Source organism: Pseudidiomarina sediminum DSM 21906, from assembly GCF_000423165.1.
In the GTDB taxonomy this organism is placed as follows: domain Bacteria; phylum Pseudomonadota; class Gammaproteobacteria; order Enterobacterales; family Alteromonadaceae; genus Pseudidiomarina; species Pseudidiomarina sediminum.
Map to the genome: position 1 here is coordinate 1099494 of NZ_KE383983.1, position 22453 is coordinate 1121946.

The following is a 22453-nucleotide window of genomic DNA, read 5'->3' on the forward strand; positions in this document are numbered from 1 at the left end:
TAGCGATGCAGTGCTTAGCTGCGATCTGCAAACGGCTGAGCGAGTTGCTCGCCGAGTTGTTCTGGGGGTAACACAGGTGCTAAAAAACGTCCTTGCGCTAGCACACAGTTGCGTTGTTTCAAAAAGTCGACTTGTTGCTGGTTCTCAACGGCCACGCCAATCACTTGCACATTACTGTGGTGCGCCAGTCGAATAATACTTTCAACCAGTTCTTTTTGCACGGCTTGTTCGGGGACATCAGCGAGTAATTCAGGTGCAATCTTAAAGGCTTGAGGAGGGCAGTTGCGCATCGCCCGCAGCAGTTCACTGCTGACACTAGAGACCGTAACACACAGGCGTAACGAGGATTTCTTTAAATCCGCCACCGTACGTTGATGACTGCCACATAGTTGCAGGTAGACCTGCTCATCCACTTCAATTTGTAAGTGTTCGGGCGCGAGCTGAGCACGTTTCAGGTGCTGCGATAACAGCTCGGCGATCTCCGGCATGGTTAGTTGTCGTAGGGACAAGTTAATGCCAAGCAACAGTGGTCGTTGCAATTGCTCCTGCAAGGTTTTGAGTTGTTGGCAGGCTGTTTTAATAATGAATTCAGTGAGTGAAAAAATCAGCCCAGTTTGTTCCATTAGCCCTAAAAACGCATCGGGTTGCACAAATTCATTCGGTTGGATGCGCCAGCGCAACAGACCTTCCACCGCTTGCGCACTGTGGTCACGCAAATGGACGATGGGTTGATAGTGCAGTTCTAGCTGCTGTTGCTCTAAAGCTTCACGTAAGGCGAGCAGTTTTTCTTTGCGTTGGCGCAGTTCATATTGCTGCCCGGCGTGGTAGCGCTCGATGCCAAAAAAGCCCTGTTGCTTGGCGCGATAGAGCGCGGTATCCGCATTATGCAATAAGCCATCAATATCGTAGGACGCGTCACCGGCGCTGACAATGCCGACTGAAGCGGAGCAATAAATTTCATGTTGCTCGATAAACAGCTGGGGACTAATTGCCTCAAGTAGTTGGTGCGCCAGTTGCTCTGCGGTGGTGAGAGGTTCATCGTGATGATGATAGACCACGGCAAAGGTGTCGATTGAGGTGCGGGCCAAATAACTATGGTTCGGGAGCTGTTTGCGGATCCGCATGGCGATGCGTTTGACAATTTCATCCCCGATGGGGTGGCCGAGCGCATGGTTGAGCTCGCGAAAGGCATCAATACTGAGAATGATGAGGGTCAGTTGTTGATGGCGTTCGGCGGCTTTAGGTAACTGTTCGGTAAGGTAATGTACCAGACCATTGCGGTTTGGCAGCTCAGTAAGCGCATCATGATCGGAGAGAAATACCAACTGCGCTTCCGTGGCGTGCATTTTTTGTAACTGTTGCTCGGCATCCTTCACCTGCTGTTTTGCACTGAGAAGGCGCCGGTGCAAATTGTCTGAACGCCAGCCTAAAAAGAGGCCGCCAAGGGTAAGCAAAAGGCCGCCGAAGAAGACCAATTCAGAGCTCACTGAGTACATTTGTTCAAGACGCTCACGCGTTGGCCATAACTCGATTTGCCATTGGTTCGATGCAAATTTTAGTGGCTGTTTGGAGCCCCATTCTTGGCGGAGTTCATCATTGCCGGCAAAACGGTAAATCGCAGTGTCGCTATCTGGCATGGTAATCTCAACTTGATAGCCTTCGGCCAATTCACTGCGCACGAGTGCATCAAGCAATCGATACACGTCAATTACGAAGATGAGATGACTGACGCGTTCTTGGGCGGTGAAGTTAACGCCAAAGACGATATCGACTTCAGAATGTGAAAACAGCTCCGCCGGCGCGCTTAAGGCATGCGGTAGATCTGGATAGGTGCGCAGTTTCGTCGCGATCAAGGTTTCCGTAAAGAGTTGCTCCGCAAGCTCGTCAGCACGGCGATTATTGCGTTGTTCAAGGGTGCGAAAGTTGTCGTCAAGCACTAACAATCGGCGTAACGACGGATAGTATAAAAACAACGTGGTTGCTTCTTCATCAAGACTATCGAGCGTTGCTGATGGGTCACGTTCAAGGTTTCTCGCGCTCCACTCGGCGGCAAAGGCGTAGTTCAACATCATTTGCCGGAACTGGTGTTCCAATTGCCGTGTATCTTCGCTAAGACGTTCACGAATGGTGGCTTCCTCGGCGCTGAGAATAAAGCGGGTGGAAACGATGGTGAGCAATACCCCCACGACCGCAATAACCAGTAATCTCCGCAGTAAGCGCCAGCGCCGTGTATCCATACTTAAACCTCAAGCTCCGGTCGGTTGGCGAATTGTGACAAGGCTTCAGGGTTGGCCAGTGCGTCGGTGTTTTTCACGGTTTCACCGTGGATCATCTGACGTACCGCCAGTTCTACTATTTTGCCACTGATGGTGCGCGGAATGTCCGTCACCTGCGCAATGACCGCTGGCACATGACGTGGCGTGGCATTGGCGCGAATGGTACGACGAATCTGTTGTTGCAGCTCATCATCCAACACAAGTCCGTCACGTAAGCGGACAAACAGCACGACACGCTCATCGTCTTGCCAACGTTGGCCGACCGCGATGCTTTCCAGTACCGCATCAACTTTTTCCACTTGCCGGTAAATCTCGGCGGTACCAATGCGGACCCCACCGGGGTTAAGCACGGCATCGGAGCGACCATAGATGATGACACCGTCATGCTCGGTCAGCTCGGCATAGTCACCATGGGCCCAGATGTTGTCGAAGCGCGCGAAGTAGGCTTGGAAGTACCGCTCGCCATCGTCATCGTGCCAAAAGCCTAGCGGCATGCAAGGGAAACTATTGCGGCAGACTAGCTCACCTTTTTCGCGTAGCACAGCTTCGCCTTGTGCATTGAAAACTTGCACGTCAAGACCAAGGCCTCGGCACTGCAACTCACCGCGATACACCGGCAAAATGGGGCAGCCGAGAGCAAAACACGACACAATATCCGTACCGCCCGAAATCGACGACAAACAAAGATCGGATTTAATCTCACGGTACACGTAGTCAAAGCTTTCAGGCGCAAGTACTGAGCCGGTGGTTAAAATGGCGCGTAACGCTTTAAGTTGATGACTTTGAGCCGGTTTACTATCAGCTTTCTCCAGTGCTGAAAGGTACTTAGCACTGGTACCAAAGACCGAAATCTGTTCTTCGTCAGCGATGTCCCACAAAATGTCAGGCGCTGGATAAAACGGTGAGCCGTCAAACAATACCAAGGTCGTGCCTTGTGCCAGTCCCGAGACCAGCCAGTTCCACATCATCCAACCGCAGGTGGTAAAATAGAACAGCACATCATCGCGGTCGATGTCGGTATGTAGACCGTGTTCTTTGAGGTGTTGCAACAAGGTGCCGCCAACGCCATGGACAATACACTTGGGCACCCCAGTGGTACCCGAGCTAAACATGATGTAGAGCGGATCGTTAAAGGCCATCGGTGTAAAAGTGAGCGCTGGGGTAGGGTGATGGTCTGAAATCACCTCGTGCCACCAACTGCTTTGCGTCGGAAGTACCGCACCTGTGTCGGCAAAGTTCACCAGCAAGGTATGCTCCAGCGACGTCAGTTCTGCCCGAATGGCATTGGTTTTTTCACTGATAGCGAGGGTCTTGCCGTTGTAGTAATACCCATCGACGGTTAAAAATACTTTTGGACTAATTTGACCGAACCGATCGAGCACACCTTGGACACCAAAATCAGGCGAACACGACGACCAAATCGCCCCAAGTGAAGTGGTGGCCAGCATCGCCACAATGGTCTCACAACAATTCGGCATCATTGCGGCAACACGATCACCTTTGCCAACTCCAAGCGCTCGCAAGTGCGCGGCAACGAGGGCGACTTGGCGGTGCAATTCCTGATAACTGATGGCTTGTCGAGCACCATTTTCACCGCGGAAAATCAGCGCTGTGTGGTTGTCGTTGTAGCGTAATAAGTTCTCGGCGAAGTTCAGCGTCGCCTCAGGAAACCACTGCGCTCCAGGAAGTTTGTCGGCATCGGTAACGACGGTATTGCCAGGTACTCCGATGACGTCGAAATAGTCCCATAAGTAACGCCAGAAATCGGCACTATGCTGCACCGACCATTGATGCAAGTCGTGGTAATTCGCCAGCCCCAACCCGAACTGCTGGTTGACGCGCTGTAAGAAGTCGCTCATGCGCGCTTGTTGAATTTGTTCTGCTGAGGGTTGCCACAGTTGTGTTGTTGTCATTCTTGGGCTCCTGCGCTTAAGCGTGCTGCTGTTTTGCCAATTCCGCATTGGCCACGTTAGAACGTGGTGCGTGTCCGAGGGTACGACAAATGGCCGCACCAGCGTCGATCAGACGCGCTAAGTCGATGCCGGTAGTGTAGCCCATTCCATCAAGCATGTAGACCACATCTTCACTGGCTACGTTGCCGCTTGCTCCTTTCGCGTAAGGGCAGCCGCCAAGGCCTGCCACAGCGCTATCAATGGTCCGTACCCCCATGGGCAGGCAGCTGGCGATATTCGCTAGTGCTTGACCGTAGGTATTGTGAAAGTGCAAGGCGAGGTGCTGCATCGGCACCTGGCTGGCAACTGCCTCAAGCATGCGTTGTGCTTTGCTTGGGGTGCCGACCCCGATGGTATCGCCTAACGAGATCTCGTAACAACCCATTTGATAGAGTTTTTCGGCCACCCAAGCGACCTGTTCAGGGGCAATCTCGCCCTCGTAAGGACACCCTAGGACACAACTGACATAACCGCGTACGGGCAGGTTCGCCGCGCGCGCAGCTTCAATCACTGGGGCAAAGCGTTCAAGGCTTGCAGCGATGGAGCAGTTGATGTTTTTTTGGCTAAAAGCTTCTGAGGCGGCACCAAAGATCGCGACTTCGTTAGCCTCTGCCGCCAATGCTGCTTCAAAACCTTTAAGGTTTGGTGTGAGTGCGGCATAGGTCACGCCGGGGTGACGCGCGATGCCAGCGAATACCTCACCGCTGTCAGCCATTTGTGGCACCCACTTAGGACTCACAAAGGCGCCGGTTTCAATGTAGTTTACGCCAGCTTCTGCGAGATCATTCACCAACTGAATCTTAGCCGCCGTGGGTACGGCTTGCTCATTTTGCAAGCCGTCACGTGGACCGACTTCAACTAACTTGATCGCGTTGCTCATGCGTTTGCCTCGTCTGCTTGCAAGGTGAGTAGTTCGGCACCATCACTGACTAAGTCGCCGGCGGCGTAGAATACTTGCTCAACAGTACCCGCATGAGCGGCGCGAATGGTGTATTCCATCTTCATCGCTTCCATGATAACCAAGGCTTGATCTGCTTCAACCGTGTCACCGGCAGCCACCAATACCTCGACAATAGTGCCGTTCATCGGTGCTGCCATACTGCCTTCAGTGGCGGTTTGGCTTAAGGTATCGGCCACTAAGTGGCGCGCAAAACGCACGCTTGCCTGCTCCGACATAACGGTGATGTCATGTGCAGTGGCCATCACATAGACACTGAACTGATGGCCGTTTCGGGACACTGTGAGGCGATCGCCGTCGAGGCTGGCGTGCCAACGGCTGTCGTCAAAGTTACTTTGCCAAGCGTTGCCGCGGCGGGTTAGGGCAACCGTCAGCTCACGCTCGCCATGCTGCAACTGCAAACTGAAACAGGCGGGCTGGTTGAGGCGGAAGTTGCGCGCGTGTTGCCACACCGAGGTGCTGTTTGGCTGCTCAATCAAGTTCTCTGCTAAACATGCCAGTACGGCGTAATCATTGATCTCAGCGTCGCTTAAGGTGGCAAACAGAGCCGCTTCGTGGGTTTCGATAAAACGGGTCGTCAGTTCTGCCTGCTGAAAGTCTTGATGACGGCCAATTTTGCGCAAGAAATCGATGTTGGTGCGCACGCCAGCAATACGATAATCATCAAGAGCGCGCAACAATCGGCGCAGGGCGATGGTGCGGTCTTCGCCCCACACCACCAGCTTGGCGATCATTGGATCATAGAACGTACTAACTTCGTCACCTTCAATGACACCGCTATCAATACGTACATGGGCGTCGGTCGCTGGGGTACGTAAGTGGTGCAGTACGCCGGTGCTTGGCAAGAAATCATGATCAGGGTCTTCCGCGTAAATCCGTGCTTCAAAGGCATGGCCGCGCAACTGAATTTGGTCTTGCGTGAGTGGCAGTACTTCGCCACTGGCAACACGCAGTTGCCATTCCACCAAATCTTGGCCGGTCACCATCTCGGTAACTGGGTGCTCGACCTGCAGGCGCGTGTTCATTTCCATAAAGTAGAAGCTGTTGTCGGTATCCAGTAAGAACTCGACGGTACCTGCACCAACATAATCAATGGCTTGGGCGGCGCGAATGGCAGCTTCTCCCATGGCTTGGCGTGTGCTTTCACTGAGCATTGGGGCCGGAGCTTCTTCAATCACCTTTTGGTGGCGACGCTGGACCGAGCAATCACGCTCAGCTAGATAAACAGCATTGCCGTGACTATCGCAAAACACTTGAATTTCAACATGACGGGGGCGGGTGATGTACTTTTCCACCAACATTTTATCGTTGCCAAAAGCAGCTTTTGCTTCGCGTTTCGCTGAGGCCAAGGCGTCGTTAAAGTCGTTGCTCTGTTCGACCACACGCATGCCTTTGCCGCCACCACCGTAGGCTGCTTTCAGCAGGACGGGGTAACCGATCGCATTGGCTTCAGCGGCAAGCAGTTCACGATCTTGCGCTTCACCATGGTAGCCGGGCACTAAAGGCACCTTGGCGTCACTCATGATGGCTTTCGCGGCGCTTTTTGAGCCCATCGCGGCAATGGCGCTGGTCGGTGGGCCGACAAAAATCAGGTTATTTGCGGCACATGCGTCAGCAAAAGTTTCGTTTTCAGATAAAAAACCATAGCCAGGGTGAATGGCATCAGCGCCAGTCGTTTTTGCCGCCGCGATAATTTTCTCAACCACCAAGTAGCTGTCAGCGCTGGCAGCGGGACCAATATGAATACTTTCGTCCGCGTGTTGTACATGCTGGGCATTGGCATCAGCATCGGAGTAAACAGCTACGGTACTGATCCCCATGGCTTGTGCGGTACGGATGATGCGGCAAGCAATCTCGCCACGGTTGGCAATTAGCAATTTGTTGATCATTGCGAGTCCTTAATCCAATGCGGACGGCGTTTCTCAAGAAATGCGGACAGGCCTTCTTGGCCTTCCGCCGAGACGCGGATGTGAGCGATACGCTCAATGGTAAGCTGTTGTTGCGCGTGCACATCAGGTTGTTGTTCCACGGCAGCAATGAGTTCCTTACAAGCGCTCACGGCAGCAGGGCTGTTGGCGTGAAACGCCGCCAGAAAATCCTCTAAGCAGCTGTCTGTATCGCTACTAATGCTGTGTACCAACCCCATTGCTTGCGCTTGTTCGGCATCGAAGCGCTCGGCGGTGAGCATGTAACGACGTGATTGACGGGCACCAATGGCGCGCATCACGTAGGGGCTAATGACGGCTGGAATGAGGCCAATTTTGACTTCGCTTAAACAAAAACTCGCGCCGGGCTCGGCGATAACAATATCGCTACAGGCGGCGAGACCAACAGCCCCGCCGAAGGCCGCACCTTGCACTACTGCGATGGTGGGTTTGCTGAGCGTGTCGAGCTGCGCCATGAGCTGCGCGAGCTCACCAGCGTCGGCAATATTCTCATCATAATTCTTCTCAGCCATCGAACGCATCCAACCGAGATCTGCCCCTGCTGAAAAGTTGCGCCCCTTCGAGCGCAGTACCAGTACACGGGCGCTGTCATCACGCTCGACTTGCGCCAAGGCATCCAACAGTTCGGCAATCATGACATCGTCAAAGGCGTTGTGCACTTCAGGACGATTCAACGTCAAGGTTGCCACCTGTTGCGCGATGGTAAGGGTAATATAACGATACGACATAGAGCCTCCTTACATGCGGAAGACACCAAACTTGGTGTCCGCAATAGGTGCATTGTTGGCGGCTGCTAGGCTAAGTCCTAACACGGTACGCGTTTGTGCCGGATCGATAATGCCATCGTCCCACAGGCGCGCTGAGGCATAGTAAGGATGCCCTTGCTGTTCGTACTGCTCAATGATTGGCTGTTTTAGCTTTTGCTCGTCTTCTGCCGACATCGTCTCGCCTTTGCGAGCGAGGTTGTCTTTGGTGACTTGCGCCATCACGCCTGCGGCTTGCTCGCCACCCATGACCGAGATGCGTGCATTTGGCCACATGAACATTAAGGTCGGGTCGTACGCACGACCACACATGCCGTAGTTGCCAGCACCGTAACTACCGCCGATAAGCACAGTAAACTTAGGTACTTGGGCACAACTGACTGCGGTCACCATTTTGGCACCGTGTTTGGCAATGCCTTCAGCTTCGTATTTTTTGCCGACCATAAAGCCGGTAATGTTTTGTAAGAACACCAATGGAATTTTACGCTGCGCGCATAGCTCAATGAAATGTGCACCTTTTTGTGCCGATTCAGAGAACAAAATGCCGTTGTTCGCAACAATACCTACCGGGTAGCCATGAATGCGGGCAAACCCGGTGACGAGGGTGTTGCCGTAGTTTTGTTTGAATTCATCAAAGTCAGAATCGTCGACCACCCGCGCAATGACTTCACGCACGTCATAAGGTTTGCGTAAATCAGTACCGACAATGCCATACAACTCTTCGGCATCGTAACGTGGTGGTTTGACCGGCTCTGGGGTTGCCGCTTGTGCGCCCTGATAATTTAACCGCGCGACAGAGCGGCGGGCAAGGGCGAGGGCGTGTTCATCATTCATGGCGAAATGGTCGGCAACGCCAGACACGCGCGTGTGCACATCAGCACCACCGAGTTCTTCAGCGCTCACTTCTTCGCCCGTGGCCGCTTTCACCAAAGGCGGTCCGGCTAAGAAAATGGTGCCTTGCTCTTTCACGATAATGCTTTCATCAGCCATTGCCGGCACATAAGCGCCGCCTGCGGTACAAAGGCCCATCACCACTGCAATTTGTGGAATGCCTTTGGCCGACATATTGGCTTGGTTAAAGAAGATACGTCCAAAATGGTCACGATCCGGGAACACTTCGTCTTGCCGTGGCAAGAACGCACCACCCGAGTCGACCAAGTAGATACAGGGCAAGTGACAACGTTCGGCAATTTCTTGTGCACGTAAATGTTTTTTCACCGTCAACGGGTAGTAGGTGCCACCTTTGACGGTCGCATCGTTGGCGACAATCATGCATTGCACGCCTTCAACCTGACCTATACCTGCGACCACACCCGCTGCAGGCACATTGTCGCTGTAGCATTCCCAGGCGGCGAATTGGCCGATTTCAAGAAACGGCGAACCACTGTCGAGGAGCTTCTCGATCCGTTGCCGAGCGAGTAATTTACCGCGCGCGAGGTGGCGCTCTTGGTACTTGGCACCACCGCCTTGCTTAATGGTTTCGACGTCTTGATAAAGTTCATCGACCACCGCTTGCATTGCTTTTGCGTTGGCAAGATAAGTGGCGTCTTTGGTATTCACTGTGCTGTTGAGAACCGTCACGATTAGGCTCCTGTTTAGGCGGATTCGCTGAACAGTTCACGACCGATCAGCATACGGCGAATTTCAGAAGTTCCGGCACCAATTTCATACAATTTGGCGTCACGCAGCAAACGTCCCGTGGGGTACTCATTAATGTAGCCGTTACCACCGAGTAACTGAATGGCGTCTAGCGCCAACTGAGTGGCTAGTTCGGCGGCATACAAAATCGCACCGGCCGCGTCTTTACGGGTTGTTTCACCACGGTCACAGCTTTGCGCAACGGCGTAAACATAGGCGCGCGCAGCGTTGGTGCGGGTGTACATATCGGCGACTTTACCTTGCACCAATTGGAACTGGCCAATGCTCTGACCGAACTGCTTACGATCGTGCAGATACGGCACCACCACGTCAAGGCAGGCTTGCATAATGCCAAGTGGACCTGCGGCAAGCACGGCGCGTTCGTAGTCAAGGCCGCTCATTAACACTTCGACGCCGCCGTCGAGCTGGCCGAGAATATTCTCGGCCGGCACTTTGCAATCTTCAAACACCAGCTCACAAGTGTTTGAACCACGCATACCGAGTTTGTCGAGTTTTTGTGCAGTACGGAATCCAGGGAAGTCTTTTTCAATAATAAAGGCGGTAATGCCGCGTGAATTTTTTTCTGGATTGGTTTTCGCATACACCACTAGCACATCGGCATCGGGACCATTGGTGATCCACATTTTGTTGCCGTTTAGCACGTAATGGTCGCCTTGCAATTCAGCGCGCAGTTTCATGCTGACCACATCAGAACCGGCGTTAGGTTCGCTCATTGCTAAGGCGCCGACATGCTCGCCCGAGCAGAGTTTTGGCAGGTATTTTTGTTTTTGTGCTTCATTGCCATTGCGCGCAATTTGATTCACACACAAATTGGAGTGAGCACCATAGCTTAAGCCGACCGATGCTGACGCACGGCTGATTTCTTCCATCGCAATAACATGCTCAAGGTACCCTAAACCAGAGCCACCGTATGCCTCCGGCACGGTCATGCCGAGCAGTCCTAGTTCACCAAATTTCTGCCATAAGTCGGCAGGAAACTCATTCGCTTCGTCGATGGCTGCTGCGCGAGGGGCAATTTCGTCACGCGCGAAGGCATTGACGGTTTCACGGATCATGTTGGCGGTTTCGCCGAGGCCGAAATTTAACTGGCTGAACTGACTAATCATAACTACTCCGGTGTCATTTCTTGGTTAGGGGAGGTGTGTTGCAGCTCGGTAAGCTCGTCGCGACAACGATCTTCGAGGTTCCCCAATTCAACTAATAAAACTTTGATATCTTCGAGTTGTTGATGCAGCGAGGCGCGCTTCTCTTCAATCAACTCCAAGATGGTATCTAATTGACGAATGCTGCTATTTTCGACATCGTACAGGTCGAACAAACGTTTGGTTTCAGACAACGAAAAGCCAAGCCGTTTGCCGCGCAAAATAAGCTTTAAACGGACGCGGTGTTTGTTGGTATATAGACGGGTTTGGCCCTGACGTTGCGGGGTTAACAAACCTTGGTCTTCATAAAACCGAATACTACGCGTGGTAATATCAAATTCGCGGGCGAGTTCGCCAATACTGTAGGTGGTGCTATCGTTCATTTTTACTTGCATTGTGTCTGGTTTGGACGGTAAGCTTAAATCAAGTTGACGTTAACGTAAAGGTAAGAGAGATATTATGTCTGATGCAGTCGTCATTGTTGCGGCGAAACGTACGCCGATGGGAGGCTTTCAAGGAAGCCTTAGCGCAGTTGATGCACCGAATTTAGGGGCTACCGCCATTAAAGCAGCGGTAGCTGCCAGTGGTTTGCGTGCCGAAGATGTGAATGAAGTCATTATGGGTAATGTGTTGCCAGCGGGGCTCGGTCAAGCGCCTGCGCGGCAAGCGACCTTGCACGCTGGCTTACCACGTAGTGCTGGCGCGACCACCATTAATAAGGTCTGTGGCTCAGGCTTGAAAGCGGTGATGTTTGCGCACGATTTGTTACACGTTGGCTCCGCCGATGTGGTGGTTGCCGGTGGTATGGAAAGCATGACTAACGCGCCTTATCTGCTGAAGAAAGCGCGTGGCGGTTTCCGTATGGGCCATGATGCTATTTATGACCATATGATGCTTGATGGCCTGGAAGACGCCTACGAAGGTAAAGCCATGGGGTGTTATGCGCAAAGTACTGCGGATGATTACAAGTTAGGTCGTGAAGCAATGGATGCCTTCGCGATTGAGTCACTGACGCGTGCGCAAAACGCCATTACCGAAGGTGCCTTTGTCGATGAAATCGTCGAGGTGACCTACAGCACCCGTAAAGGTGATGTGACGGTAAGCATTGACGAGCAGCCGGGTAAGGCGATGCCGGAGAAAATTCCTGGCTTACGTCCAGCGTTTGCCAAAGACGGGACCATTACCGCTGCGAACTCAAGCTCTATTTCAGACGGTGCTGCCGCCTTAGTGTTGATGCGTGAAAGTGACGCCAAAGCGCGTGGCTTACAGCCGCTTGCACGTGTGGTGGGGCATGCAACCCATTCCCAAGCGCCCGCAGAATTTACCGTGGCGCCGATTGGGGCGATGACCAAGCTGCTGGAGCGAGTGGGTTGGCAAAAAGACGATGTTGATTTGTGGGAAATCAACGAAGCTTTCGCCATGGTGACGATGTTGGCCATGCAAGAAATGGACATTGCCCATGACAAAGTGAACGTGCACGGTGGTGCTTGTGCATTAGGTCACCCAATCGGTGCGAGCGGTGCGCGCTTGCTGGTGACCTTGCTGCATGCCTTGCGTCGTCATGGCAAGCAACGCGGCGTGACCTCACTGTGTATCGGTGGTGGTGAAGCCGTGGCGGTTGCCGTGGAACTGGTTTAAGCCATCGCGGATTGCTTAGCGGCCTCGTTTCGAGGCCACAACGACGGCGCTGGCTAAAATAGCAGCGCCGATAGCTAGGCGGAGCCAATCGACGTGGTTACCCCAGAAGGCGAAGTTCACGACTAAGCCTGCAGGGATCAACATATTGTTCATGGTGGCGAGTTGGGCGGTGTTGACCTTTTTACTGGCAAGGTTCCAAGCCAGATAGCCAACGCCTGATGCGCCCAGTCCCAGCCACACCAAAATGCCCCATTGCAGTGTGGTGGTTGGCAGTTTGTCGAAATTTGCAAAGGCCAGCATCGCCAGACCAGCACTGAGGGTGGCGCCAATAAAGAACAGGGCAAAGACATGCAGTTGTTGGCGGCTCGAGCCCAAAGGTAAGCGTTTATAAAACACTTGGCCGGCAGCAAAGCAGAGGTTGGCCGCCTGAATAAGTAAAAAGCCAGTGATGAAATCATCACTGAGCTGGTCAAAGCGGATCACGGCGGCGCCGATGACGGCGAGTGCGGCCGCCAACCACCAGCGTGGATGCACAGCTTTACGTTGAAACAGGACTTCGTCGACCAGGGTCACGTACAGCGGCGTAAAAATAGTGAACAATAAAACCTCTGCCACGCTCAAGTACAAAAAGGCATGGTAGAGAAATAAGTACATAATACCGATTTGAATGGCACCGATGCCGACCAAAGCGAGCTGCTTGAGTAGAGGTAAACGGGCCGGTCGCCACAGCGGCAAGAACAACGCTAAAGCCAGCGCCATGCGGATAAAAACGGCAACGTAGCCGTCAACACGGCCGGCGAGAAACTCGCCAATCAGTGAAAAACTGGCTGCCCAAAATAGGGTTACGGCCCATAAAATCCACATGCAATGTGCTCCTAGCGTCGACGTTGATGGCTGTCGCGATAATTACTTGGCGCGACGCCCATCACTTTTTTAAACAGGCGTGAGAAATAGTAAGGGTCTTCAAACCCGAGTTCTTGTGCAATCGCACGGATGCTGGCAGTACTGTTATCTAAGCGCTGGCACGCCAAACGTATTTTTAGCTCACTGAAATAGCGCATCGGTGATGTGCCGGTGACCGCTTTAAATTTTTTGGCAAAGTGAAAGCGCGATAAACCGGCCACCGCGGCCAAGTCACTCAGGTCAAGATCGCGGTGGCTATTGTCTTGCATGAAGCGTTCTAGCGCAAGCAGATCGAAGTCTTGGTGATACTGGGTTTGATTCGCCAATTGCAGGACTTGAGCGAGAAGATGCTGTAATAGCGTGGCAGCAAGAAGAGCGCGCTGCTGTTGCCAGCGTTGATGTTGTAAGTTGAGCAGCTCAGTGACGGGAGGCAGGAGCTCTTGCCAGTGCGGTAAATTGAGCACGAAACTTTGTTCTGAAACCGCAAGGAAATCCATGCTTTGGCTGGCAAGTTTACCATCATAGTGGGCCCAATAAATGCTCCACGGTTGTTTACTGTCCGCTTCATAGGTGTGTGCAGCCCCAGCCGGAAGTAGCAACAACTGGCCAGCGCCGAGTGTGCCTTGCACCTTGCCTGCTGGCGTGGTCACCCGGTAGCTACCGCGCCCGCTGTGACAAAAAATAATTAGTTGATCGGTAGGTTTTGCGCGACTAGCGCGATGACCTTTCGCAGTTAAATAGTGTCCATACGCTAATGGATACAAGTGTTGGCTTAATGGATGTTGGGCCAGCATGCTGGTGAGCTCTAGCGGTAAGACGACACGCGAGCTGCCAGCAGGCAGTGGCCAGCTTGATGGTTGGCTCATAGAATCGGTTCAAAATAACAATTTTGTCCATTATAGAGGCAAGAACGTCAATGTTAAAGCGATGCGTTAGGTGCTTAAATACGTGCCAACATAACGTCAGAGCTTAGATGAGAACAACGAGGTAATTTCTAATGACTACGCGAGTACCCCTTTATATTGATGGTGAATTCGTCCAATCGAAATCACAGCAGTGGATTGATGTGACCAACCCAGCGACCCAAGAAGTGATCGCCCAAGCCCCTTGTGCGACGCAAGACGAAATGGCCGCAGCTGTTGCCAGCGCTAAGAAAGCCTTCTTAACCTGGAAAGAAACACCGGTTTCAGAGCGGGCGCGAGTGATGATGCGCTATCAAGCCTTATTGAAAGAGCACCACGATGAAATTGCTGAAATTCTTGCCAGCGAAACCGGTAAAACTTTTGATGATGCCAAAGGTGATGTGTGGCGTGGTATCGAGGTGGTTGAGCATGCTGCCAATATCCCATCTTTACTGATGGGGGAAACGGTTGAGAACGTTGCCCGTGGTATCGACACGTACAGTTACACGCAACCTTTAGGTGTTTGCGCGGGGATTACGCCATTTAACTTCCCGGCCATGATCCCATTGTGGATGTTCCCATTAGCCATTGCTTGCGGCAACACCTTCATCTTGAAGCCGTCGGAGCAAGATCCACTGACGCCAACACGTTTGGTAGAGCTGTTTGAACAAGCTGGCGCACCGAAAGGGGTGCTGCAAGTGATTCACGGTGCCAAAGAGCAAGTTGACTTTATTCTTGATGAACCGGCTGTGAAGGCGATTTCATTTGTTGGTTCGGTACCTGTTGGTCAATACATCTACCGTCGTGGTACTGAGAATATGAAGCGCGTACAAGCCTTTGCTGGCGCGAAAAACCACTGTGTCATCATGCCTGACGCGAATAAGAGCCAAGTGATCAGCAACTTGGTCGGCGCTTCTGTTGGTGCTGCTGGTCAGCGTTGTATGGCTATTTCGGTTGCAGTATTTGTTGGTGCGGCGAAAGAGTGGATCCCTGAAGTCGCGGCCGAATTGAAGAAAGTACGTCCGGGTGCGTGGGACAATAAAGACGCTGCGTATGGGCCATTGATTAGCCCACAAGCGAAACAGCGGGTGGAAAGCATGATCGCGCAAGGTCAGGCAGAAGGCGCAACCTTGATGGTCGATGGTCGTGATTGCCAGGTCGAAGGCTTCCCGAACGGTAACTGGGTTGGTCCGACGATGTTTAGCGATGTGACCACCGACATGGAAATCTACAAAAACGAAATTTTTGGTCCAGTGCTTTGCACCACGACGACCGATACCCTGGAAGAAGCGATTGAGTTGGTAAACGCCAACCCATACGGGAACGGCACGTCGTTGTTTACCGCCAGCGGTGCTGCAGCGCGTAAATACCAACACGAAATTGAAGTGGGTCAGGTTGGCATTAACATTCCAATTCCGGTGCCATTGCCATTCTTCTCGTTCACCGGTTGGAAAGGCTCGTTCTTCGGTGACTTACACGCCTATGGTAAGCAAGCGGTGCGTTTCTACAGTGAGACCAAAACCATTACGGCGCGTTGGTTTGAAAGCGATATCGCTGACGCGAGCGGCCCCAATATGACCATCCATTTGAAGTAAGAGGTGAGCCATGGATTTTAATTTAACCGACGATCAACAAGCCTTTGTCGATACCGCCAAAGCTTTTGCTGAAAAAGAACTTGCGCCTTTTGCTGCGGAGTGGGACGAAACCGCCCACTTTCCGGTAGAGGTGTTACGCAAAGCCGGTGAAATGGGCTTCATGGGCATGTACACCCCAGAAGAAGCGGGCGGCTTTGGCATGAGCCGCTTGGACGCCGCATTGATCTTTGAACAGTTAGCGATGGGCTGCACCGCGACCACCGCGATGATGACCATTCATAACATGGTGAGCTGGATGATCGGCTCGTTTGCCAAGCCTAGCGTCATTGAGCAATGGGTGCCTGAACTGGTCACCGGTGAAAAGCTCGGTTCGTATTGCTTGACCGAGCCTGGCTCAGGTTCTGACGCAGCAAGTTTGCGTACCACCGCGAAGAAAGACGGTGATAGCTATATTTTGAATGGCTCGAAAATGTTCATCTCGGGCGCAGGTAGCACCGATGTCTTGGTGGTAATGGCGCGTACCGGCGAAGCTGGCCCGAAGGGCATTTCGGCCTTTGTCGTGCCGGCCGATGCGGCAGGAATTAGTTACGGCAAAAAAGAAGACAAGATGGGCTGGAACGCACAGCCAACGCGTTTGGTGAGCTTTGAAGACGTTCGTATTCCGGCGGAAAACCTGTTAGGTGAGGAAGGCGAAGGCTTCAAATTTGCCATGATGGGTCTTGATGGCGGTCGTATCAATATCGCTGTGTGTTCTGTCGGTACCGCGCAGGCTGCGCTCGACACTGCGCGCAACTACATGCTTGAACGTAAACAGTTCGGCAAAGAGCTTGGTCAATTCCAAGCCTTGCAATTCAAACTCGCAGATATGGCAACCGAGTTGGTGGCAGCACGTCAGATGGTGCGTTTGGCGGCGTTCAAAGTCGACAATAACGATGCTGACAAAACGACCTACTGTGCCATGGCAAAACGCTTTGCGACGGACGTTGGCTTCCAAGTCTGTAACGAAGCGCTACAAATTCACGGTGGTTACGGTTACATCAAAGAGTATCCGTTAGAGCGCCATGTGCGTGATGTGCGGGTCCATCAAATTCTCGAAGGCACTAATGAAATCATGCGTGTGATCATTGGTCGCCGTTTGCTCGCTGACGTGGAGCGCGCCATTCTTTAATGGCGCTTAAGCCCCCACAACAGTACACAAGGAGTGATGATGACAGTGGTTCAGTTTGAAGAGCGTGCCGCCGGTGGCGATAAGCGTATCGGTATTGCCCGCTTAAACTCAGAAAAATCATTGAACGCATTAAGTTTGCCGATGATTCAGTTGTTGTTGCCTCAGCTTAAAGCGTGGGCAGAGGACGATGGCATTGCCTGCGTTTGGCTTGAGGGCGCAGGTGAAAAAGCATTTTGTGCCGGTGGCGACATCGTTGCCATGTACAACGCAATGCGTGAACAGCCGGGTGAGTTGGTTGACGATGTGGCTGAGTTTTTCGGGCAGGAATATCGCCTTGATTACGCCATTCATACCTTCCCTAAACCTTTTATTGTTTGGGGCGATGGGATTGTGATGGGCGGCGGTATGGGCTTAATGAACGGCGGTAGCCATCGGATCGTAACGGAGCGGTCGTTGTTGGCGATGCCAGAAATTACCATTGGATTATACCCTGATGTTGGCGCTACACACTTTCTCAATCAGATGCCTAAAGGCTGCGGTTTGTTTCTAGGGCTCACCGGCGCACATATGAATGCCAGCGACGCACTGTTTCTAAAACTTGCGGATCATTTTGTTGCCAGCAGCGCTAAGCAAGAGGTGCTCGATGCCCTCAGCGCAGTGACCTGGGGTGACACCGCCAGTCTTAACCGCGAAAAAGTTTCCGATGTGCTTAACGCGCAAGGCGACCGGGACAGCAAACTGCGTCCGGCCGCACAAGTTGAGCCCAATCATGCGTTGATCCAAAGCTTGACCGACGGCGACGAAGTGACCACGGTGGTGAACGCCATTACGGGGCTCGAAACCGAAGATAAATGGCTCGGCCGCGCCGCGAAAACGCTAGCGCGCGGCTGTCCAATGACCGCGCATATTGTCTGGAATCAATTGCACGTGGGTAAAGATTTGTCGTTGGCAGATTGCTTCCGTTTGGAAACCACCTTGTCGGCACAATGCGCTGCCCGAGGTGATTTTGCTGAAGGGATTCGCGCCTTACTGATTGATAAAGACAAACAACCTAAATGGCAGCACGCCTCGGTTGCCGATGTTGCCGCCGAAGATGTGGATGCCTTTTTTACCTCGCCGTGGTCGGCGGGAGAACATCCGTTAGCTGATCTCTAACACGACGAATAAAACGACAGAACAACAGAGGAAGCAACCATGGCAAAAATTGGATTTATTGGACTAGGTAACATGGGTGGGCCAATGGCGGCCAACCTTGTTACTGCAGGTCACCAAGTGACCGTGTTTGACTTGTCAGAAACGGCGCTTGCGCAAGCGCGAGAGGCGGGATGTGGCACTGCGGAACACTTAGTTGACGTTGCTGATGGTGCGGATTATGTGATTTCGATGCTACCGGCAGATCACCATGTGGAAGGGGTCTACCTCGGTGACAAGGGATTACAGTCGCAACTGTCCAGCGCTACCTTAGTGATTGATTGCAGCACCATTAGTGCAGAAACTGCGCGTAAGCTCGGTAGTACACTCGCTGAGCACAACATTCGTTTTATTGACGCACCGGTGTCAGGTGGTGTGGGTGGCGCGAAAGCGGGCACCTTGACCTTTATTTGTGGCGGTGCCGCCGATGCTGTCGAACAAGCCCGAGACGTACTCTCGGCGATGGGTAAAAACGTCTTTCGTGCCGGTGACGTTGGTGCTGGCCAAGTCGCTAAAATCTGCAACAACATGCTGTTATCGGTGCTGATGGCTGGTACGTCAGAAGCTTTGCAATTAGGTATCGCGCATGGGCTCGACCCGAAGGTGCTGTCAGAGATTATGCTGCAAAGTTCAGGACGAAACTGGACCCTCGAAGTTTACAATCCGTGCCCAGGGGTGATGGAAAATGTGCCAGCCAGTAACGGCTACGATGGCGGCTTCATGGTTGATTTGATGGCGAAAGATCTAGGTTTGGCACAACAAGCGGCGTTACGCAGTGGTGCGAGTACCCCTATGGGCTCGTTAACCTTGAATTTGTACCGTAGTTGGGCACAATTAGGTCACGGTCGAGAAGACTTTTCCAGTATTTTCAAGTATGTTACTCCGCAACAGAAGAAGTAGGAGAGAACCATGGAACTAGCAACAAGTACCATCGTAATTACCGGTGGTGCACAAGGGCTCGGCCGTGCGATGGCGGAGCACTTTGCCGCCGCAGGCGCCGCCATTGCCTTGATTGATATGAATCAAGAGACCCTAGACGAAGCGACGACGATCTGTCGCGACAAAGGTGCACGTCAGGTGCAAGGCTACGCTGCGAATGTCACTGACGAAGCTGCCGTTGAAGCTGTGTTTGAGCGTATTGTTGCCGATTTTGGCGCAATTAACGTGTTGATCAATAACGCCGGTATTTTACGCGACGGTATGCTGATCAAATGCAAAGACGGCGAGTTAACGCACAAAATGCCATTACAGCAGTTCCAGTCTGTGTTGGATGTGAACTTGAGCGGCACCTTCTTGTGTGGTCGTGAAGCGGCAGGTCATATGGCGAAAGCCGGTAACGGTGGCGTGATCATTAATATCTCAAGTGTGGCTCGAGCAGGTAATATTGGCCAAACCAACTATGCGGCAACCAAAGCTGGTGTGGTTGCTATGACGGTCACTTGGGCCCGTGAATTGGGTCGCTTCGGTATTCGCTGTGGTGCAATTGCGCCGGGCTTTATCGAAACACCAATGACGGCAACCATGAAGCCAGAAGCCATTGAGCGGGCGTTGAGCATGGTGCCACTGCGTCGTTGGGGCCAGCCTGATGAGATTGCACACAGTGCGCGTTATATTATTGAGAATGACTTCTTTAGTGGTCGTGTGGTAGAAATAGACGGAGGCGTCCGACTCTAACTGGAACGACATGCGAAAATTACCCCCATTAAATGCATTAAAGGCGTTTGAAGCTGCTGCTCGGCACTTGAGCTTTACCCGCGCTGCGGATGAGCTTTATGTGACCCAAGCAGCGGTCAGTCACCAAGTCAAAAGCCTTGAGGATTTTTTGGGGGTAAAACTATTTATCCGCCGTAATCGTTCACTGCTCCTGACGCCTGAAGGGCAAACGTACTACCTCGAACTGAAAGAAATCTTCGACCACATGCTGCAAGCTACCGAGCGCGTGAAAAGTGCTTCGGAACGCGGTTCATTGACCATCAGTTTACCGCCGAGCTTTGCTATTTTGTGGTTTGTGCCACGCTTGAGTCGCTTCCGTGAAGCTTACCCTGAAATCGATGTGCGGATTCGCGCCGTCGATGAGGTTGATGGCTCGTTAACCGATGATGTCGATGTCGCGATCTATTATGGCGCGGGCAAGTGGCCAGGCTTGAAAGCCTATAAGCTCCATAACGAATACCTTCTGCCGGTGTGCTCGCCCTTATTGTTGAATGGCGCGAAACCGCTCACTGAACCGAAAGATTTACTGAACCATACCTTGTTACATGACGAAACCCGCAATGCTTGGAAAGACTGGTTTAAGTTGGTCGGTATTGACAAAAACAAAGGCGATAACGGACCTATTTTTAGTCACTCGAATCTAGCACTCAAAGCGGCGGTGCATGGTCAAGGCATCGCGTTAGCAAATAATGTGTTGGTCAAGCCGGAGATTGACGCCGGGCACTTAGTGCAAATCTTTCCTGAGGTTTTACCACGGCGTAAGTCTTTTTATCTGGTTTGCCGTGACTCTCAGTCAGAAATCGGTAAAATCGCCACCTTTCGGAATTGGTTACTGAAAGTTGTCGAAGAGGAAGAAGACGCGTATGAGTAATGGTCAGCGTGTTGCGGTGCAACGCGATAACCCTGATGGTGCGGTTCGGATCATTTTTGCTCATGGTGCAGGTGCAGGGTTACAAAGTGATTTTATGCAGTTTATGGCCTTAGGTTTGGCCTTGCATGATATCGATGTGGTGCGCTTTAATTTTCCTTATTGGCAAAAATTTATGGATACTGGCGTGCGTCGTCCACCCAATCCAATGCCGCAACTTGAACACTCTCTGCAAACTGTGATTTCACAGTTTGATGATGGTAAGCCATTGTTTTTGATGGGCAAGTCAATGGGTGCACGGGTTGCATTTCGGGTGGCGGATGCGGCAGGGGCGCGAGGTGCGATTGGCCTTGGTTTTCCGTTTCACCCGCTGGGTAAACCGGACAAGTTACGATTGCACGATTTGCCGAACCATTGTCAGCAAAACCTGATTATTCAAGGTGAGCGTGATGGGTTTGGCAAGCCGCCTGAAGTGGCAAGTTATGATCTGCCTGAAAACCTCACCGTGCATTGGTTGGCGCATGGCGACCATAGTTTTGAGCCAACCAAGCGGAGTGGTTTGGAACGCCGCACCCTTTGGCAACAAGCGATTGATCGCGTGGTTGCCTTTATTGATGACGCACGGTAGAACACCAGCGCGCCACCACGCAGCAAGCAAGGTAAAGTGAAAGAGTATGAGTGGAATTATCGCCTATTGTCGTCCGGGCTTTGAGAACGACTGTGCTGCTGAATTGCAGGAAAAAACCGCGGTGTTGGGGAGTTTTGGCTACTGCCAGACGAAACCTCAACAAGGCTACGTGGTGTACCGTTGTGCGGTTGAAGAATCTGAGCATTTAGCGAAAAAGTTGGCGCTGTCAGACCTTATTTTTACCCGTCAATTTATTACGATTTTGGCCGAAATCAATGATTTACCTGCGCAAGATCGCGTCTCAGCGATTCAAATGGCGTTGCTGGATGAACAGGTCACCGAAGCGTTTGCCAGTATTAAACCAGCTGGAGCCTTGCGAGTGGAAACGCCAGATACCAACGAGGGCAAAGAGCTGTCGAAGTTTTGCCGAAAGTTTACCGTGCCCTTACGGCAGGGCCTTCGTCAGGCTGGCTGGATGACCGCGAAAGAGAGCGATCGTCGCCCTACATTGCACGCGTTTTTCCTGTCGAGTCAGACGGTGATTTTGGGTTTTTCCTTTAGCTTTAATCAGTCACCTTGGTTGATGGGCATTCCACGCTTGCGCATGCCAAGTGACGCGCCAAGTCGCTCAACCTTGAAGCTCGACGAAGCCTTTCAAGTGTTTGTTCCTGAACATGAACGTGAAGAACGTGCTACCTCAGGTATGAATGCAGTTGATCTAGGCGCTGCGCCAGGCGGTTGGACTTATCAATTGGTGCGCCGTGGCATGATGGTGCAAGCGGTCGACAATGGCCCGATGGCGGAATCGCTGATGGAAACTGGGCAAGTGAAACACATTCAAGAAGACGGCTTTAAGTACCGTCCAAAGAAAAAGAACGTCACTTGGTTGGTTTGCGATATGGTCGAGAAACCTGCACGAGTGGGTGAGTTGATGACCGATTGGTTATTGACTGAGGACTGCAAAGAAGCGATCTTCAATCTCAAGTTACCAATGAAGCGCCGTTATGCAGCGGTGTCGGAGTACCTTGAGCACATCAAGCAAACGCTGATGGAGCAGGGGCGTGGACGCTTTGAGCTACAAGCTAAGCAGCTTTATCACGACCGCGAAGAGATTACCGTACACATCCGCTGGCTCTAACGCCGGCGGAAT

General features: G+C 52.3%; 18 protein-coding genes and 1 pseudogene. 9 read left to right on the plus strand and 10 right to left on the minus strand.

Annotation, left to right across the window (positions count from 1 at the left end; all coding sequences use genetic code 11):
* Positions 1 to 14 precede the first annotated feature (14 nt).
* From G535_RS0110595 to G535_RS0110630, 8 genes are read right to left on the minus strand one after another with little or no spacing between them, the layout of a single operon-like run.
* Entirely contained in the window at positions 15 to 2237 is a 2223-nt protein-coding gene (locus G535_RS0110595) for a putative bifunctional diguanylate cyclase/phosphodiesterase (RefSeq protein WP_026862033.1), read from the minus strand.
* 2 nt (positions 2238 to 2239) lie between these two features.
* Positions 2240 to 4189 carry an acetoacetate--CoA ligase gene (locus G535_RS0110600; RefSeq protein WP_026862034.1) on the minus strand — a complete coding sequence of 650 codons (1950 nt, stop codon included), beginning with the start codon at positions 4187 to 4189 and terminating at the stop codon, positions 2240 to 2242.
* 16 nt (positions 4190 to 4205) lie between these two features.
* Positions 4206 to 5108 carry a hydroxymethylglutaryl-CoA lyase gene (locus G535_RS0110605; RefSeq protein ID WP_026862035.1) on the minus strand — a complete coding sequence of 301 codons (903 nt, stop codon included), beginning with the start codon at positions 5106 to 5108 and terminating at the stop codon, positions 4206 to 4208.
* The gene (locus G535_RS0110610; protein ID WP_026862036.1) at positions 5105 to 7075 is read right to left on the minus strand and encodes an acetyl-CoA carboxylase biotin carboxylase subunit; all 1971 of its coding nucleotides are present in this window, start codon (positions 7073 to 7075) and stop codon (positions 5105 to 5107) included. The genes G535_RS0110605 and G535_RS0110610 overlap by 4 nt, the downstream gene beginning before the upstream one ends.
* Positions 7072 to 7860, minus strand: coding sequence for an enoyl-CoA hydratase-related protein (locus G535_RS0110615; RefSeq protein ID WP_026862037.1), 789 nt, complete (start codon positions 7858 to 7860; stop codon positions 7072 to 7074). The genes G535_RS0110610 and G535_RS0110615 overlap by 4 nt, the downstream gene beginning before the upstream one ends.
* A gap of 9 nt (positions 7861 to 7869) precedes the next feature.
* Positions 7870 to 9477, minus strand: coding sequence for a carboxyl transferase domain-containing protein (locus G535_RS0110620; RefSeq protein ID WP_026862038.1), 1608 nt, complete (start codon positions 9475 to 9477; stop codon positions 7870 to 7872).
* 14 nt (positions 9478 to 9491) lie between these two features.
* Positions 9492 to 10661 carry an isovaleryl-CoA dehydrogenase gene (locus G535_RS0110625; protein ID WP_026862039.1) on the minus strand — a complete coding sequence of 390 codons (1170 nt, stop codon included), beginning with the start codon at positions 10659 to 10661 and terminating at the stop codon, positions 9492 to 9494.
* 2 nt (positions 10662 to 10663) lie between these two features.
* Positions 10664 to 11092 carry a MerR family transcriptional regulator gene (locus G535_RS0110630; RefSeq protein ID WP_420834819.1) on the minus strand — a complete coding sequence of 143 codons (429 nt, stop codon included), beginning with the start codon at positions 11090 to 11092 and terminating at the stop codon, positions 10664 to 10666.
* Between the two features lie 61 nt (positions 11093 to 11153).
* Here G535_RS0110630 and G535_RS0110635 point away from each other — a divergent pair, with 61 nt between their 5' ends.
* Positions 11154 to 12335 (plus strand): acetyl-CoA C-acyltransferase, encoded by a 1182-nt coding sequence (locus tag G535_RS0110635; protein ID WP_026862041.1) that lies wholly within the window; start codon positions 11154 to 11156, stop codon positions 12333 to 12335.
* A gap of 15 nt (positions 12336 to 12350) precedes the next feature.
* Here G535_RS0110635 and G535_RS0110640 read toward each other — a convergent pair whose 3' ends face one another.
* Positions 12351 to 13199: an EamA family transporter gene (locus G535_RS0110640; RefSeq protein ID WP_026862042.1), complete on the minus strand. Its 849-nt coding sequence runs from the start codon at positions 13197 to 13199 to the stop codon at positions 12351 to 12353.
* Between the two features lie 11 nt (positions 13200 to 13210).
* Positions 13211 to 14104 (minus strand): AraC family transcriptional regulator, encoded by an 894-nt coding sequence (locus tag G535_RS0110645; protein WP_026862043.1) that lies wholly within the window; start codon positions 14102 to 14104, stop codon positions 13211 to 13213.
* A 131-nt stretch (positions 14105 to 14235) separates the two neighbouring features.
* Here G535_RS0110645 and G535_RS0110650 point away from each other — a divergent pair, with 131 nt between their 5' ends.
* From G535_RS0110650 to rlmM, 8 genes and pseudogenes are all read left to right on the plus strand, one after another.
* Positions 14236 to 15735 carry a CoA-acylating methylmalonate-semialdehyde dehydrogenase gene (locus G535_RS0110650; protein WP_026862044.1) on the plus strand — a complete coding sequence of 500 codons (1500 nt, stop codon included), beginning with the start codon at positions 14236 to 14238 and terminating at the stop codon, positions 15733 to 15735.
* A 10-nt stretch (positions 15736 to 15745) separates the two neighbouring features.
* Positions 15746 to 16903 carry an acyl-CoA dehydrogenase family protein gene (locus G535_RS0110655; RefSeq protein WP_026862045.1) on the plus strand — a complete coding sequence of 386 codons (1158 nt, stop codon included), beginning with the start codon at positions 15746 to 15748 and terminating at the stop codon, positions 16901 to 16903.
* A 36-nt stretch (positions 16904 to 16939) separates the two neighbouring features.
* The gene (locus G535_RS0110660) at positions 16940 to 18058 is read left to right on the plus strand and encodes an enoyl-CoA hydratase/isomerase family protein (protein WP_026862046.1); all 1119 of its coding nucleotides are present in this window, start codon (positions 16940 to 16942) and stop codon (positions 18056 to 18058) included.
* 36 nt (positions 18059 to 18094) lie between these two features.
* Positions 18095 to 18994, plus strand: a pseudogene (mmsB, locus tag G535_RS0110665) (3-hydroxyisobutyrate dehydrogenase); the annotation flags it as partial.
* Positions 18995 to 19003: 9 nt separating this feature from the next.
* The gene (locus tag G535_RS0110670; RefSeq protein WP_026862048.1) at positions 19004 to 19768 is read left to right on the plus strand and encodes an SDR family oxidoreductase; all 765 of its coding nucleotides are present in this window, start codon (positions 19004 to 19006) and stop codon (positions 19766 to 19768) included.
* 10 nt (positions 19769 to 19778) lie between these two features.
* Positions 19779 to 20678 carry a transcriptional regulator GcvA gene (locus G535_RS0110675; protein WP_026862049.1) on the plus strand — a complete coding sequence of 300 codons (900 nt, stop codon included), beginning with the start codon at positions 19779 to 19781 and terminating at the stop codon, positions 20676 to 20678.
* Complete coding sequence (locus tag G535_RS0110680; protein WP_034728058.1) at positions 20671 to 21303, plus strand: alpha/beta family hydrolase; 633 nt, start codon at positions 20671 to 20673, stop codon at positions 21301 to 21303. Before G535_RS0110675 ends, G535_RS0110680 begins: the two co-directional genes overlap by 8 nt.
* 46 nt (positions 21304 to 21349) lie before the next feature.
* On the plus strand, positions 21350 to 22441 hold the full coding sequence (gene rlmM / locus G535_RS0110685; protein ID WP_026862051.1) for a 23S rRNA (cytidine(2498)-2'-O)-methyltransferase RlmM: 1092 nt from the start codon (positions 21350 to 21352) through the stop codon (positions 22439 to 22441).
* Positions 22442 to 22453: the final 12 nt, after the last annotated feature.